15 protein-coding genes and 1 tRNA gene are annotated in these 14,903 nt (G+C 39.0%); 15 read left to right on the forward strand and 1 reads right to left on the reverse strand.

The window, feature by feature from the left end:
• Positions 1-26 precede the first annotated feature (26 nt).
• From rapZ to ACFX4R_RS19320, 4 genes are read left to right on the forward strand one after another with little or no spacing between them, the layout of a single operon-like run.
• Positions 27-920, forward strand: a complete 894-nt coding sequence (gene rapZ, locus ACFX4R_RS19305) for an RNase adapter RapZ (protein ID WP_013059711.1) — start codon at positions 27-29, stop codon at positions 918-920.
• Positions 917-1,903 carry a gluconeogenesis factor YvcK family protein gene (locus ACFX4R_RS19310; protein ID WP_097824888.1) on the forward strand — a complete coding sequence of 329 codons (987 nt, stop codon included), beginning with the start codon at positions 917-919 and terminating at the stop codon, positions 1,901-1,903. The genes rapZ and ACFX4R_RS19310 overlap by 4 nt, the downstream gene beginning before the upstream one ends.
• Positions 1,904-1,936: 33 nt before the next feature.
• Positions 1,937-2,881 (forward strand): DNA-binding protein WhiA, encoded by a 945-nt coding sequence (gene whiA / locus ACFX4R_RS19315; protein ID WP_013085390.1) that lies wholly within the window; start codon positions 1,937-1,939, stop codon positions 2,879-2,881.
• A gap of 28 nt (positions 2,882-2,909) precedes the next feature.
• Positions 2,910-3,164, forward strand: coding sequence for an HPr family phosphocarrier protein (locus tag ACFX4R_RS19320; RefSeq protein WP_013059708.1), 255 nt, complete (start codon positions 2,910-2,912; stop codon positions 3,162-3,164).
• A gap of 34 nt (positions 3,165-3,198) precedes the next feature.
• On the opposite strand, the gene clpP is transcribed toward ACFX4R_RS19320, so the two are convergent.
• Positions 3,199-3,786, reverse strand: a complete 588-nt coding sequence (gene clpP / locus ACFX4R_RS19325; protein WP_013059707.1) for an ATP-dependent Clp endopeptidase proteolytic subunit ClpP — start codon at positions 3,784-3,786, stop codon at positions 3,199-3,201.
• Between the two features lie 220 nt (positions 3,787-4,006).
• On the opposite strand from clpP, the gene ACFX4R_RS19330 reads away from it, so the two are divergent.
• The 11 genes from ACFX4R_RS19330 (at position 4,007) to secG (ending at position 14,746) form a co-directional block, all read left to right on the forward strand.
• Positions 4,007-4,078: transfer RNA gene (locus ACFX4R_RS19330), tRNA-Arg, on the forward strand.
• A gap of 201 nt (positions 4,079-4,279) precedes the next feature.
• A complete protein-coding gene (locus ACFX4R_RS19335; RefSeq protein WP_377570093.1) occupies positions 4,280-4,954 on the forward strand; it encodes a hypothetical protein in 675 nt (224 codons plus the stop codon).
• A 286-nt stretch (positions 4,955-5,240) separates the two neighbouring features.
• On the forward strand, positions 5,241-6,551 hold the full coding sequence (gene rpoN, locus ACFX4R_RS19340; RefSeq protein ID WP_043977325.1) for an RNA polymerase factor sigma-54: 1,311 nt from the start codon (positions 5,241-5,243) through the stop codon (positions 6,549-6,551).
• Positions 6,552-6,563: 12 nt separating this feature from the next.
• Positions 6,564-6,812, forward strand: a complete 249-nt coding sequence (locus tag ACFX4R_RS19345; protein WP_043977322.1) for a glutaredoxin family protein — start codon at positions 6,564-6,566, stop codon at positions 6,810-6,812.
• 133 nt (positions 6,813-6,945) lie between these two features.
• Positions 6,946-7,974 carry a sugar-binding transcriptional regulator gene (locus ACFX4R_RS19350; protein ID WP_043977320.1) on the forward strand — a complete coding sequence of 343 codons (1,029 nt, stop codon included), beginning with the start codon at positions 6,946-6,948 and terminating at the stop codon, positions 7,972-7,974.
• A gap of 45 nt (positions 7,975-8,019) precedes the next feature.
• Positions 8,020-9,027, forward strand: coding sequence for a type I glyceraldehyde-3-phosphate dehydrogenase (gap, locus tag ACFX4R_RS19355; protein ID WP_013059702.1), 1,008 nt, complete (start codon positions 8,020-8,022; stop codon positions 9,025-9,027).
• Positions 9,028-9,336: 309 nt separating this feature from the next.
• On the forward strand, positions 9,337-10,521 hold the full coding sequence (locus ACFX4R_RS19360; RefSeq protein WP_013059701.1) for a phosphoglycerate kinase: 1,185 nt from the start codon (positions 9,337-9,339) through the stop codon (positions 10,519-10,521).
• A 175-nt stretch (positions 10,522-10,696) separates the two neighbouring features.
• Entirely contained in the window at positions 10,697-11,452 is a 756-nt protein-coding gene (gene tpiA, locus ACFX4R_RS19365; protein WP_043977318.1) for a triose-phosphate isomerase, read from the forward strand.
• Entirely contained in the window at positions 11,452-12,984 is a 1,533-nt protein-coding gene (gene gpmI / locus ACFX4R_RS19370; protein WP_377570095.1) for a 2,3-bisphosphoglycerate-independent phosphoglycerate mutase, read from the forward strand. Before tpiA ends, gpmI begins: the two co-directional genes overlap by 1 nt.
• A gap of 24 nt (positions 12,985-13,008) precedes the next feature.
• Entirely contained in the window at positions 13,009-14,304 is a 1,296-nt protein-coding gene (eno, locus tag ACFX4R_RS19375; protein ID WP_377570097.1) for a phosphopyruvate hydratase, read from the forward strand.
• A gap of 208 nt (positions 14,305-14,512) precedes the next feature.
• On the forward strand, positions 14,513-14,746 hold the full coding sequence (secG, locus tag ACFX4R_RS19380) for a preprotein translocase subunit SecG (protein WP_013059697.1): 234 nt from the start codon (positions 14,513-14,515) through the stop codon (positions 14,744-14,746).
• Positions 14,747-14,903: the final 157 nt, after the last annotated feature.

A 14,903-nucleotide genomic window follows, 5' to 3' on the forward strand; every position in this document is an offset into this window, starting at 1 on the left:
TATGCATAGATTGAGGGGGATGGAAAATGAGTACTGGGTCTGTAAGCGATATTCAATTGGTGATTATTACTGGAATGTCAGGTGCAGGAAAAACAGTAGCAATTCAGAGTTTTGAAGATTTAGGGTTCTTTTGTGTAGATAATTTACCCCCTACATTGCTACCGAAATTTTTAGAACTCATGAAAGAGTCAGGGAATAAAATGAATAAAGTTGCTCTTGTTATGGACTTGCGAGGCAGAGAGTTTTTTGAAAGCCTGTTTGAAGCATTAGATAACATGAGTGAAACAACGTGGGTCACGCCACAAATTTTATTTTTAGATGCAAAAGATTCTGTATTGGTGACGCGCTATAAAGAAACGAGACGTTCACATCCGCTAGCTCCTTCGGGTTTACCTTTAGAAGGAATTGGTATGGAACGTGAGCTTCTTGAGGAATTAAAGGGAAGAGCTCAGCTTATTTATGAGACGTCAGAGTTAAAACCAAGAGAGCTTAGAGAAAAGATTTTAACTCAGTTTTCGTCGCACGCTTCACAGGTTTTTACTGTTAATGTGATGTCGTTTGGTTTTAAATATGGTGTACCTATTGACGCTGATTTAGTCTTTGATGTGCGCTTTTTGCCAAACCCTCACTACATTGACCATATGCGCCCTAAAACAGGGCTTGAAGAAGAGGTTTCTTCTTACGTATTAAAATGGACGGAAACTCAAAAGTTCATTGAAAAAGTAGTAGACTTACTTTCGTTTATGCTTCCACAGTACAAGCGAGAAGGTAAAAGCCAGCTGGTCATTGCTATAGGATGCACAGGCGGACAGCATCGCTCCGTCACATTAGCTGAATATTTAGGTCACCATTTCCAGAATGAATACAAAACTCATATTTCTCATCGTGACATTGAGAGGAGAAAGGAAAATCATAGATGAGCAGTGAACAGCTTCCAAAAGTTGTCGTCATTGGGGGAGGAACGGGTTTACCAGTGCTGTTAAGAGGGTTGAAGGAATACCCTCTTGATCTTACAGCCATCGTAACCGTAGCAGACGACGGGGGAAGTTCTGGCCGATTGCGCGATGAACTTGAAATCCCTGCTCCTGGTGATATTCGAAATGTGCTAGTTGCTTTATCAGATGTAGAGCCACTAGTTGAAGAGCTTTTTCAGCATCGATTTGATACAGGAAATGAGCTTACAGGCCATTCTCTTGGCAATTTGTTGCTTGCAGCTATGACGTCTATTACTGGCGATTTTGTGCATGCTATACGAGAAATGAGCAAAGTACTAAACGTCAGAGGGAAAGTACTTCCAGCAGCTAATCAAAGTGTTGTGCTGCATGCGGAGATGCAAGATGGATCCATCGTAACAGGTGAATCTAAAATTCCAGAAGTTAATAAAAAAATTAATAAAGTATTTTTATCGCCCGCCGATGTGAAGCCGCTTGTCGAGACAATAAAAGCGATTCGACGCGCTGATTTAATTGTGTTGGGGCCCGGAAGTCTTTATACAAGTATTTTGCCGAATTTACTGGTGCGGGATATTTGTAACGAGCTTTGTTCGACAAAAGCAAAGAAAGTGTACGTATGCAACGTGATGACGCAGCCGGGTGAGACATTGGGTTTTAAGGCAAGTGATCATATTAAAGCGCTTTACAATCATATGCCGTGTGCATTTTTAGATGCGATTATCGTCAATAATGCGCCTATTCCAGCGCCTTTGAAAAAGAAATATCAAGTAGAGCAGGCTCAGCCTGTAGAATATGATCGTGAAGTATTGCTAAAATTAGGGTTAGAAGTGATTGAAGATCAAATTATTCAGTATGACGGCAGCGTAATTAGGCATGATACAAAAAAAGTAGCAAAGCTTGTGTATTCTATGCTGACATCGCTGCAAGGTAAAGCGAATACGGGTGTTTAACACTATTTCCGTATGTAGATTGGAGGTGAAGTTATGTCATTTGCATCAGAAACAAAAAAAGAGTTAACGAATTTAGAAGTCAAAGATTGCTGTGCAAAAGCAGAGCTTTCTGCATTAATTCGAATGAATGGTTCACTTTCTTTTTCGAATAAAAAATTCACGGTTGATGTTCAAACAGAAAACGCAGCGATTGCTCGGCGCATTTATGTCCTGCTTAAGAAAAATTATGATGTGTCAGTAGAACTGCTTGTGCGTAAGAAAATGCGGTTGAAAAAAAACAATGTGTATATTGTTCGATTAGTAGAGAAAACGAGAATGCTTTTGGAAGACTTAAAAATTGTAGAAGAAGGATTCACGTTTACACATCGTATTTCACCAGAGCTAGTACAAAAAAAATGCTGTAAGCGATCCTACTTAAGAGGCGCATTTTTAGCCGGCGGTTCTATTAATAACCCAGAGACATCATCGTACCATCTTGAAATCTTTTCATTGTATGAAGAGCACAACGAAGCTTTATGCAATTTAATGAACGAGTTTCAATTGAATAGTAAAACATTAGAACGGAAAAAAGGCTATATTAACTATTTGAAAGAAGCTGAAAAAATTACGGAGTTTCTAAATATCATTGGAGCCCATAACGCTCTGTTACGGTTTGAGGATGTAAGAATCGTCCGAGATATGCGAAATTCCGTTAATCGCTTAGTTAATTGTGAAACAGCTAACTTAAATAAAACGATCGGAGCGGCTATTCGTCAAGTGGAAAACATTCGTTATATTGATGAAACAGCTGGCTTAGACATCTTACCAGAAAAGCTAAGAGAAATTGCTCGTTTACGTGTGGAATACCAAGACGTTACGTTAAAGGAGCTGGGTGAGATGGTATCGGGAGGTCAAATTAGCAAATCGGGCATTAACCATCGGTTGCGTAAAATTGACCAAATAGCAGACAAGCTTCGCGCCGGTCAGCCAGTCACATAAGGGGAATTGCAAGGGGGAGGATTTTATTATGGAAAAACAAGTAGAAGTAAAATTAAAAACGGGATTACAAGCTCGTGTTGCCGCACTATTTGTGCAAGAAGCAACTCGTTTTACATCTGATGTGTACTTGAAGAAAGATGAGAAAGTGGTCAACGCTAAAAGTATCATGGGGTTAATGAGCTTAGCGATTAATAACGGTTCTCTTATTACGCTCATCGTTGAAGGGGTAGATGAAAAAGAAGCAATGGATGCGTTAGTAGCTTACGTAGAGAACGACGCATAAAAAAGCCTTTCCCGCTGCGGGAAAGGCTTTTTTTTTATTTAGGGTCGTTTTCTAATACTTTGTCAATTAGACCGTATTCTAAAGCGCGTTCAGCAGTCATGAAATTATCACGATCTGTATCACGTTGTAGCACTTCTAACGGTTGACCTGTACGCTCAGCTAAAATTGAATTTAGTTTTTCGCGTAAGAATAGAATACGTTTTGCCGCAATTTCGATTTCAGTAGCTTGTCCTTGAGCACCACCAAGAGGTTGATGAATCATTACTTCGCTGTTTGGAAGAGCAAAACGTTTGCCCTTTTCACCAGCAGCCAGTAAGAAAGCACCCATTGATGCAGCCATACCGATACAAATTGTAGAAACTTTTGGCTTAATGAATTGCATCGTATCGTAGATAGCCATTCCAGCTGTAATAGAGCCACCTGGACTGTTGATATAAAGTGAGATATCTTTTTCTGGGTCTTCAGCAGCTAAGAATAGAAGCTGAGAAACGATTGAGTTAGCTACATTATCATCAATAGCACTACCTAAAATAATAATGCGGTCTTTTAACAAACGTGAATAAATGTCATAAGCACGTTCACCACGGTTTGTTTGTTCAATAACTGTAGGAATTAAGTTCATATTAAATTCCTCCTTAACAAGAATAATTTGTTATGTACCTATAATACACGTATGGTCAATAAAGGTCAAACAAAAGAACCTCTACTACACATATTCGCTTAAAAGACTATGTATTCCTCTTTGACATTATTAAAATTTTTCCCCCTTCTAAAAAAAATAAACGTAGTATTCTATTGAAAAGAGAAGTTTTCTCTCCTATAATGGAAGTTGTGACAAATATGCCCTCGTAGTGTAGTGGATAGCACAAGAGATTCCGGTTCTCTTAGGGTGGGTTCGAATCCTGTCGAGGGCGTCTTAAAACGTTGCGGATTACGCAACGTTTTTTATTTTGAGTAAAAAGGCTCATCTTCTCAAAAAATAATATTTATTTTTCTCCTCCAACCCTTTATACGCGCAAGGAAGCAAGAAATTAATTCCATTGTACCGGTTGCGGAATTTGTCAGAATACTATAAAACAGTATATAAGGAAAAGAAACACGGAGGAGGAATAAATATGAAATATATGAACAAAATTTTCATTGTCAGTGCATCGGTAGCATTATTGCTGTCTGCATGCGGGACGAACGAAGATTCTGCTCAGCCGAAGTCTAATGATCAAGCAGAAAATGTTCAGCAGGACACAGCTTCTAAATCTGATCAAACATCAGGCGCTGCAAAAGAAGATTCGAAAAAAGATGCGGATTCTTCCGAGGTCTCAGCCAAACCTTCAGGAAGTCAATCATCAACTAGCGAAACAGCGGAAGATGGACAGTCAACGTCTTCTTCAGAAACAAAACTAACAAAAAGCCCAGAACAAGATTATTCTATTCAAGTAATGGACGGTTATAAACTAACGGGTGAAGAACCAGGAAAAGATGCATTAGTATTAACTTCAGATGATTCTCAATTTATGCGTATTGAAATGCTTTCATCAGAAGTATCGATGGATGACGCTGCTCAATCTGTTAAACAAACGGCAACAGCAGTTAATAAAAATGCAGCAGAGAAAAAGAATCTTGAAGAGAATGGAATCTTCAAAGATTCTGTTTGGTATGAAGCCACATCTGGGGACCATACGGTAAACGCCGTGTTGGTTAAAGGAAAGAAACCAATGAAGCTAATCATCTTCACGAAAAATGAAGAAGAAAACTTGGACAAGTTTATGCAAATGGCACAAACCATTCAATAAGCAATTTTTCTATATATTATACACATGCAGAAAATTCGACATGACGAAGAAAACGTCATGTCGGATTATTACTCGGATCATGTGGTTGGTGCGAATTATAATGAAAAGTTATAAAGGTGCATAACTCTATTACTTTTTTGATGGTTAATAATTAAAAATAGGATGAACCGCTTCGTTAACAAAGGTTGACGAAGATTTTTTGATGAAAAAATTACATATAAAAAATAGTTACATGCTCTTTGAAAGCGTTTTTATAGTAAAATAGATGAAGGGGAGGGGAGAAATAATGGAGATTGGATTATTTCAGCAGCAGTCGTTAAAGCTGACGATGTCAAAAGAATTATCACAAGCTATTTCTCTTTTACAATATTCATCGATGGATATTGTAGCGTTTTTACATGAGCAGGCGCTTCAAAATCCGCTTATAGATTTTTCAGAGCTGCCCGTCTATACATCTCACAATCAAAAAAATCATGCAACTTCTGATTCAACAGATTATATGAGCAGTATACCAGCTCCTAAAGAAACGCTGTACGAACATTTAATGAATCAATCCGCATTATTAAAGTTAGATGAATGTGAGCAGGCAGCCGTTGAGTTTGTTATTAATAGCCTGGATGATGCTGGCTATTTGCACGATGAGTTAATCATACTTGCTAACCAGCTTGGCCAAGATCAGGAGCAGGTTGAAAAGGCTCTCCAGCTTGTGCAGCAGATGGACCCGGCAGGAGTAGGGGCAAGAAGTTTACAAGAGTGCTTAATGCTTCAATTAAAAAGGAATAATCAATGGACAGAAAAAATAGAGCAAATTTTGACACATCACTTTGAGGAATTCGCGTATAAAAAATGGATGAAAATCTCAAAGTTATGTCAAATCTCACTTGAAGCTCTTCAACACTTACATGAACAGATTAAGAAATTAAATCCTCGTCCTGGATCGTTTTATATGAAGTCCAATGAACGATTCATTGTACCGGATTTTATTGTAAAAATTGAAGATGGAAATGTCGTTGCTTATGCAAATGAGGATTTGGAACCTCGACTTTCAGTGAATGAACAATACAAACTTCAGCTGAAAAATAGGCAGAACCAAGAAATGTTTTCTTATTTGCAAGAGAAATATCGTGAATTCCAATGGATTATGAAAAGTTTACACACACGCAAAGATACATTAAACGCATTAATGAATACCTTACTCGTTGAACAAGAAGCATTTTTTAAAAAGGGTCCTTCGTATTTGAAGCCGTTAACAATGAAGGAAGTAGCGGAACAAACGTCTGTGCATGAATCAACGATTAGCCGTGCTACTCGGCACAAATATATTCAAACGCCTTTTGGCACCTTTTCAATGAAATCTTTTTTTTCAACTAGTATTCAACTGGGCAACAACGAAGCGACTTCTACAACTCACGTAAAAGAACTGCTTAAAAAGCTAGTAGCAGAAGAAAACAAACAGCGTCCGCTTTCAGATCAGCAGTTGGCTAACGTTTTGCAAAGCAATTATAACGTTACTATTTCAAGAAGAACGGTAGCCAAATATCGAGATCAATTAAACGTTCTACCATCCAGTCAACGAAAACTTTTTGTCACGCAGTAAAGGAGTGGGAATGTGGAGGTCGTACTGTATACTAAAAATGGCTGTCACTTATGCGATGATGCAAAGAAGCTGCTTGCAGAGCTGCAGTCGGAGTTTCCCTTTCAGCTTATTGAACGAGATATTTACAAAAACGATGAGTGGCTGGAAAAGTATCACCTTGCCATTCCTGTAGTAGAAATGGATGGAGAAGAAGTAGAATATGGAAAAATAACAGGTATTCCGTTAAGAAAACGCTTACTTTTAAAAATAGGCAACACATGAGTTGAATAAAGGATTCACTCCTGTTAGAATAGATTTTGTAGCAGGGTGAATTTTTTTTGCGCAAGGTGGGACATAATATGTCTATACGGGACAAAAAATGTCCAGCGAGTTTATGCCTTAAGGGGATTTTAACATGCGTTCTTTAATAGAAGTACAACGAAAATTATTACCTGAACTTCTCTCAGTTATGCAAAAGCGCTATCAAATCTTGCAATACATACGTTTAATGCAGCCGATTGGCCGCAGAAACTTAGCTGTAAGCCTTGGGCTAACAGAGCGTGTGTTACGAAGCGAAGTAACATTCTTAAAAGAACAAGATTTGATTGACATTTATCCTAGTGGAATGACGCTTACAAATGAGGGAGAGCTCCTTCTGGCTGAATTAGAAGAAGTAATGAAGGAAGTTTCAGGACTTCGGTTATTGGAAACAACATTAAAAGAGGCGTTTTCTTTATCAGAAGTTGTTGTTGTATCTGGAGATAGTGATCAGTCTCCTTGGGTCAAAAATGAAATGGGTCGAGCATCTGTTTCGTGTATCAAGGAGCGCCTTGTTGGTCAAAAAAATACCGTTGCTGTTACAGGTGGTACGACGCTTGCCGCCGTTGCCGAAATGATGACACCTGATTTAAAACACCCTGATGTACTTTTTGTACCTGCTCGCGGAGGGCTAGGGGAAAATGTACAAAACCAAGCAAATACGATTTGTGCTAAGATGGCTGAAAAGTCCATGAGTCACTATCGCTTGCTTCATGTTCCAGATCAGCTTAGTGATGAAGCATACCGATCTATTATCGGTGAACCATCTATTAAAGACATGCTTCATTTAATTAAGTCCGCTGGTATGGTTGTTCACGGAATAGGAGACGCTATGACAATGGCAGAACGCCGTAAAACACCACAAGCAGACTTAGAAAAAGTGAAAAATGGACATGCTGTAGGTGAGGCATTTGGATACTATTTTAATCATCAAGGCGAAGTTGTTCATAAAGTTAAAACAGTTGGCATACAACTCGATGATTTAAAGAACAATAAATGTGTTATTGCTGTTGCAGGAGGTTCATCAAAAGCAAAGGCAATTAAAGCGTTTATGCAACAAGCGCATGATTCGATTCTCATTACAGATGAAGGCGCCGCAAAAGAGTTAGTAAGGGGTTTTAATTAATCCCTCATATAAAAAATACTTTTTACATTCAAGGAGGAAATACCCATGGCAGTAAAAATTGGTATTAACGGATTTGGTCGTATCGGCCGTAATGTATTCCGCGCAGCTTTAAAAAATGATAACGTTGAAGTAGTAGCAATCAACGACTTAACAGATGCTAACATGCTTGCTCACCTTTTAAAATATGATTCTGTACACGGAAAATTAGATGCAGAAGTAGTAGTAGATGGTAGCAACTTAGTAGTAAACGGTAAAACAATCGAAATCTCTGCTGAACGTGACCCAGCTCAATTATCTTGGGGCAAACAAGGCGTAGAAATCGTTGTTGAATCTACTGGATTCTTCACAAAACGCGCTGACGCTGCAAAACACTTAGAAGCAGGAGCTAAAAAAGTAATCATCTCTGCTCCAGCATCTGACGAAGATATCACAATCGTAATGGGTGTTAACGAAGACAAATACGATGCGGCTAACCACAACGTAATTTCAAACGCTTCTTGTACAACTAACTGCTTAGCGCCATTTGCTAAAGTGTTAAATGACAAGTTCGGTCTTAAACGCGGAATGATGACAACAGTTCACTCTTACACAAACGACCAACAAATCTTAGACTTACCACACAAAGATTACCGTCGTGCTCGTGCAGCTGCTGAAAACATCATCCCAACTTCAACTGGTGCTGCTAAAGCTGTATCTCTAGTATTACCTGAATTAAAAGGTAAATTAAACGGTGGAGCTATGCGTGTTCCAACTCCAAACGTTTCTTTAGTAGACTTAGTTGCTGAACTTGACAAAGAAGTAACTGTTGAAGATGTAAACAACGCTCTTAAAGAAGCTGCTGAAGGCGATCTTAAAGGTATCCTTGGTTACAGCGAAGAGCCACTAGTATCTGGTGACTACAATGGTAACATCAACTCTTCTACAATCGATGCATTATCTACAATGGTAATGGAAGGTAACATGGTTAAAGTTATCTCTTGGTACGATAACGAGAGCGGATATTCTAACCGTGTAGTAGACCTTGCTCAATACATCGCTGCTAAAGGACTATAAGAATAACTTAAAATTCGCTTCTATTTTATTCAATAAGACAGAAATCGACTAGACTTTCCTTTTTTATTGGATATCTGAAAATAGAACGACTATAATAAGACTTGCTAAGGAAGAGAGGGGCATACCCCCTCTTCCTTGATTTATGTATTGGCTTCTACATGAAAAAGCGTCATAAGCAGCTAACTGGAGTTTCACTTTATATAGAAAGGCGCCAATATATAAAATGAAATCTACGGTGGTTTGTGGATTGATGATTACATAGAAGCCTACTTGCTTAGTACCATAAATACTTAAGGAGGCCTTTTAACGATGAACAAAAAAACGTTGAAAGACATCGATGTAAAAGGAAAGCGAGTATTTTGTCGCGTAGACTTTAACGTACCAATGAAAGACGGAAAAGTAACAGATGAAACTCGTATTCGTGCAGCTATTCCTACTATTCAATATTTAGTAGAACAAGGTGCAAAAGTAATTTTAGCTAGCCATCTTGGACGTCCAAAAGGCGAAGTTGTTGAAGAGTTACGTCTAAATGCTGTTGCAGAACGTTTACAAGCTCTTCTTGGTAAAGACGTTGCAAAAGCTGACGAAGCTTTTGGTGAAGAAGTAAAGAAAACAATCGACGGCATGAGCGAAGGCGATGTTTTAGTACTTGAAAACGTACGTTTTTACCCAGGTGAAGAGAAAAACGATCCTGAATTAGCAAAAGCATTTGCTGAATTAGCAGACGTGTACGTAAACGATGCATTCGGTGCAGCTCACCGTGCGCATGCTTCAACAGAAGGAATTGCACAACATATTCCAGCAGTAGCAGGTTTCTTAATGGAAAAAGAGCTTGATGTGCTTTCAAAAGCATTATCAAACCCAGAACGTCCATTTACTGCAATCGTTGGTGGAGCAAAAGTTAAAGACAAAATCGGTGTAATTGACCACTTGCTTGATAAAGTAGATAACTTAATCATCGGTGGAGGACTTTCTTACACATTTATTAAGGCACTAGGCCATGAAGTAGGTAAATCACTTCTTGAAGAAGACAAGATTGAACTTGCAAAATCTTTCATGGAAAAAGCTAAGAAAAACGGAGTAAACTTCTACATGCCAGTGGACGTGGTAGTAGCAGATGACTTCTCAAATGATGCTAATATTCAAGTTGTATCAATTGAAGATATTCCAAGCGATTGGGAAGGCTTAGACGCAGGACCGAAAACGCGCGAAATCTATGCTGACGTAATCAAAAACTCTAAGTTAGTTATTTGGAATGGACCAATGGGTGTATTTGAATTAGACGCATTTGCTAACGGAACAAAAGCAGTAGCAGAAGCTTTAGCAGAAGCAACTGACACATATTCAGTAATCGGCGGAGGAGACTCTGCAGCAGCTGTTGAAAAATTCAACTTAGCTGATAAAATGAGCCATATTTCTACAGGTGGCGGTGCGTCACTAGAGTTTATGGAAGGTAAAGAACTTCCAGGCGTAGTTGCATTAAACGATAAGTAAGTTTATGTTTCAGTAAGACGGAGGACCGACCTGACGACTGATAATATAAAAAATTATCAAGCAGCGAAGATGGATGACCAAGAGATAAAAGAGACCGAATCACTTTTAACAGCACCCTCTTGGACATCTAACGCGTGAAGGGAAAACCCACAATAAACAAAGGACGGTGTTATACATGCGTAAACCAATTATTGCAGGAAACTGGAAAATGAACAAAGTACTTTCTGAAGCAACTAGCTTTGTTGAAGAAGTAAAAGGAGCAGTACCATCTCCTGAAAGCGTAGAATCAGTAGTATGTGCACCTGCACTATTTTTAGATCGTTTAGTAGAAGCGACTAAAGGCACAGACTTAAAAATTGGTGCACAAAACATGCACTTTGAAGAAAACGGTGCGTTCACTGGAGAAGTGAGCCCTGTTGCTTTAGCAGACTTAGGTGTGAACTATGTCATTTTAGGACACTCTGAGCGTCGTGAAATGTTTGCTGAAACGGACGAAACAGTAAACCAAAAAACAATTTCTGCATTCAAACACGGTTTAACACCAATCGTGTGCTGCGGTGAAACAAATGAAGAGTACGAACAAGATCAAACAAAAACAGTTGTAGCTAATCAAGTACAAAAAGCATTAGCTGGTCTAACTGATGAGCAAGTAAAACAAACAGTTATCGCATATGAGCCAATCTGGGCAATCGGTACAGGTAAATCTTCAACTGCTGAAGGTGCAAACGAAGTTTGTGCATACATCCGTAGCGTTGTTGCAGAACAATTCTCTCAAGATGTTGCAGATGCTGTACGTATTCAATACGGCGGTAGCGTAAAACCTGCTAATATTAAAGAATATATGTCTCAATCAGACATTGACGGAGCTTTAGTAGGTGGAGCAAGCTTAGAAGCAGATTCTTTCTTACAGCTTTTGGAGGCTGGTAAGTAATGAGTAAAAAGCCAGTAGCATTAATCATCTTAGATGGTTTTGCATTACGCGATGAAGATAAAGGTAATGCGGTAACACATGCAAAAAAACCAAACTTCGACCGTTTCTGGAACGAGTATCCTCATGCTACACTTGAGGCGTCTGGAGAAGCTGTAGGCTTACCAGAAGGCCAAATGGGTAACTCTGAAGTAGGTCACTTAAACATCGGCGCAGGCCGAATTGTGTACCAAAGCTTAACTCGTGTAAACGTAGCAATTCGTGAAGGCGAGTTTGAACAAAACGAAACGCTTCTAGCAGCTGTAAAGCACGCAAAAGAAAAGGGTACAAATCTTCATCTTTTCGGGCTTTTATCTGATGGCGGTGTACACAGTCATATCGAACATCTATATGCATTATTGCGTCTAGCTAAGAGTGAAGGCTTAGAAAAAGTCTACATTCATGGCTTCTTAGATGGTCGTGACGTAGCACCTCAATCTGCTGAAACGTATTTAAAAGAACTTAATGAAAAAATTGAAGAGTATGGCGTTGGTGAAATTGCAACAATTTCAGGACGTTACTACTCAATGGACCGCGACAAACGCTGGGAGCGCGTAGAGAAATCATACCGCGCAATGGTGTACGGCGAAGGTCCATCATATACAAGCGCTGAAGAGTGCGTAAAAGATTCGTATGAAAATGGAATCTATGACGAATTCGTTTTACCTTCTGTTATTACAAAAGAAGACGGATCGCCAGTTGCGACAATTCAAGACGAAGATGCAGTTATTTTCTACAACTTCCGTCCGGATCGCGCAATTCAAATTTCAAATACGTTCGCAAACGAAGATTTCCGTTCATTTGATCGTGGTGAAAAACATTCGAAAAACTTACATTTTGTATGTTTAACTCACTTCAGCGAAACAGTTGACGGATATGTAGCCTTTAAGCCAATTAACTTGGATAACACGCTTGGTGAAGTATTATCTCAAAATAACTTAAAGCAGCTTCGTATTGCCGAGACAGAAAAATATCCTCACGTAACGTTCTTTATGAGCGGTGGACGTGAAGCAGAGTTTCCTGGTGAAACACGTATCTTAATCGATTCACCAAAAGTAGCAACATATGACTTGAAACCTGAGATGAGTGCTTATGAAGTGACGGACGCGTTGCTTGCAGAAATCGAAGGCGATAAGCAAGACGCTATTTTATTAAACTTTGCAAATCCTGATATGGTAGGCCATTCAGGTATGTTAGAACCAACGGTAAAAGCAATTGAAACAGTAGATGAGTGCTTAGGCAAAATTGTAGATGCAATTTTAGCTAAAGGCGGTACAGCAATCATCACAGCAGACCATGGTAATGCTGATGAAGTGATTACGCTTGAAGGTAATCCAATGACGGCTCATACAACGAATCCTGTTCCAGTAATCGTAACCAAACAAGGCTTAGAGCTTCGTGAAGACGGTATTCTAGGAGATCTAGCTCCTACGATGCTTACTCTTCTAGATGTAGCACAGCCAAAAGAAATGACAGGTAAAACATTAATTAAATAATTAATTATAAAGGAGAGTTTTAAAATGCCAGCAATTCTTGACATTTATGCACGCGAAGTATTAGATTCTCGCGGTAACCCAACAGTTGAAGTTGAAGTATATACTGAATCAGGCGCTTTCGGACGCGCTTTAGTACCAAGTGGTGCTTCTACTGGTGAATACGAAGCAGTAGAATTACGCGATGGTGACAAATCTCGCTACCTAGGTAAAGGTGTATTAAAAGCAGTAGAAAACGTAAACGAAATTATCGCTCCTGAATTAGTAGGTATGGACGTAACTGATCAAATCGGTATCGACCGACTTATGATCGAGTTAGACGGTACTGAAAACAAAGGTAAATTAGGTGCCAATGCTATTCTTGGTGTATCTATGGCAGTAGCTCACGCAGCAGCTGATTTCGTAGGTCTTCCATTATACCGTTACCTTGGTGGATTCAACGCTAAGCAATTACCAACTCCAATGATGAACATCATCAACGGTGGTTCTCATGCTGATAACAACGTTGACTTCCAAGAATTCATGATCTTACCTGTAGGAGCTCCTACATTCAAAGAAGCAATCCGTATGGGTGCTGAAGTATTCCACGCGTTAAAATCTGTTTTATCTGCTAAAGGCTTAAACACAGCTGTAGGTGACGAAGGTGGTTTCGCTCCTAACTTAGGTTCTAACCGTGAAGCATTAGAAGTAATCGTAGAAGCAATCACAAAAGCTGGTTACGAAGCTGGTAAAGACATCCAATTAGGTATGGACGTAGCTTCTTCTGAGTTCTTCAACAAAGAAACTGGTAAATATGATTTAGCAGGCGAAGGCCGTACAGGCGTAACTTCTGCTGAAATGGTAGATTTCTACGAGCAGTTAGTTAACGAATTCCCAATCGTTTCAATCGAAGACGGTTTAGACGAAAATGACTGGGATGGTCACAAGCTATTAACTGAGCGCATTGGCGGAAAAGTACAGCTTGTTGGTGACGATCTATTCGTAACAAACACGAAAAAACTTGCTCAAGGTATCGAACAAGGCGTAGGTAACTCTATCCTTATCAAAGTTAACCAAATCGGTACATTAACTGAAACGTTCGAAGCTATCGAAATGGCTAAACGTGCTGGTTACACAGCAGTAGTTTCTCACCGTTCTGGTGAAACTGAAGATGCAACAATCGCTGATATCGCTGTTGCAACAAACGCTGGTCAAATCAAAACTGGTTCTATGAGCCGTACAGATCGTATTGCGAAATACAACCAATTACTACGCATCGAAGACGAGCTAGGTATTCTAGCTGTATACGATGGCGCTAAATCTTTCTACAACTTAAAAAAATAAGTTGAAAGTATAAAAAACGGATGACGATTGTCATCCGTTTTTTTACGTTAAAATCCGTTGTATTTCACTGCCATTACTTGTACGAGAGGGTTTTTTATGATAAATTAACGTTAGCGTAGTGCGCGTACTTTATCCCCGGTAATGCCAATCAGAAGGGATGAAGAAACCCCGCTGATTGACTATTACTTGGTGTAGGAGGTGTGTCTTAGTGCATACATTGCTGATTACTTTGCTAGTGATTGTTTCAATTGCTTTGATTGTTGTGGTCGTTTTACAATCAAGTAAAACTACTGGATTATCTGGAGCTATTTCCGGTGGAGCTGAAACGTTATTTGGGAAACAAAAAGCACGTGGAATTGACTTAGTTTTACACCGTTTGACAGTAGTGTTATCTATCTTATTCTTTGTGTTAACACTTGCTGTATCTTATTTCAAACTTTAATATGTTACTGGATAGACTGCCACCTAATGCATATGTACTTGGTGTATACCAACTTATGTATTAGGTGGTTTTTTAATGGGCGTGTTGAATACTTTAATTTCATTTTTAAGTAATGATATAATATAGCTTTAGAAAAAAGTACTAAATATAGTATAAA

The organism is Priestia sp. YIM B13490 (assembly GCF_042787735.1).
In the GTDB taxonomy this organism is placed as follows: Bacteria; Bacillota; Bacilli; order Bacillales; family Bacillaceae_H; genus Priestia; species Priestia megaterium.

What these genes read in the sequence shown, in the direction of transcription:
- ACFX4R_RS19335 (WP_377570093.1), top strand. Translation starts at nt 4,280, where the DNA reads ATGAAATATATGAACAAAATTTTCATTGTCAGTGCATCGGTAGCATTA.
- whiA (WP_013085390.1), top strand. Translation starts at nt 1,937, where the DNA reads ATGTCATTTGCATCAGAAACAAAAAAAGAGTTAACGAATTTAGAAGTC.
- rpoN (WP_043977325.1), top strand. Translation starts at nt 5,241, where the DNA reads ATGGAGATTGGATTATTTCAGCAGCAGTCGTTAAAGCTGACGATGTCA.
- ACFX4R_RS19320 (WP_013059708.1), top strand. Translation starts at nt 2,910, where the DNA reads ATGGAAAAACAAGTAGAAGTAAAATTAAAAACGGGATTACAAGCTCGT.
- clpP (WP_013059707.1), bottom strand. Translation starts at nt 3,786, where the DNA reads ATGAACTTAATTCCTACAGTTATTGAACAAACAAACCGTGGTGAACGT.
- eno (WP_377570097.1), top strand. Translation starts at nt 13,009, where the DNA reads ATGCCAGCAATTCTTGACATTTATGCACGCGAAGTATTAGATTCTCGC.
- ACFX4R_RS19310 (WP_097824888.1), top strand. Translation starts at nt 917, where the DNA reads ATGAGCAGTGAACAGCTTCCAAAAGTTGTCGTCATTGGGGGAGGAACG.
- gap (WP_013059702.1), top strand. Translation starts at nt 8,020, where the DNA reads ATGGCAGTAAAAATTGGTATTAACGGATTTGGTCGTATCGGCCGTAAT.
- rapZ (WP_013059711.1), top strand. Translation starts at nt 27, where the DNA reads ATGAGTACTGGGTCTGTAAGCGATATTCAATTGGTGATTATTACTGGA.
- ACFX4R_RS19350 (WP_043977320.1), top strand. Translation starts at nt 6,946, where the DNA reads ATGCGTTCTTTAATAGAAGTACAACGAAAATTATTACCTGAACTTCTC.
- tpiA (WP_043977318.1), top strand. Translation starts at nt 10,697, where the DNA reads ATGCGTAAACCAATTATTGCAGGAAACTGGAAAATGAACAAAGTACTT.
- gpmI (WP_377570095.1), top strand. Translation starts at nt 11,452, where the DNA reads ATGAGTAAAAAGCCAGTAGCATTAATCATCTTAGATGGTTTTGCATTA.
- ACFX4R_RS19360 (WP_013059701.1), top strand. Translation starts at nt 9,337, where the DNA reads ATGAACAAAAAAACGTTGAAAGACATCGATGTAAAAGGAAAGCGAGTA.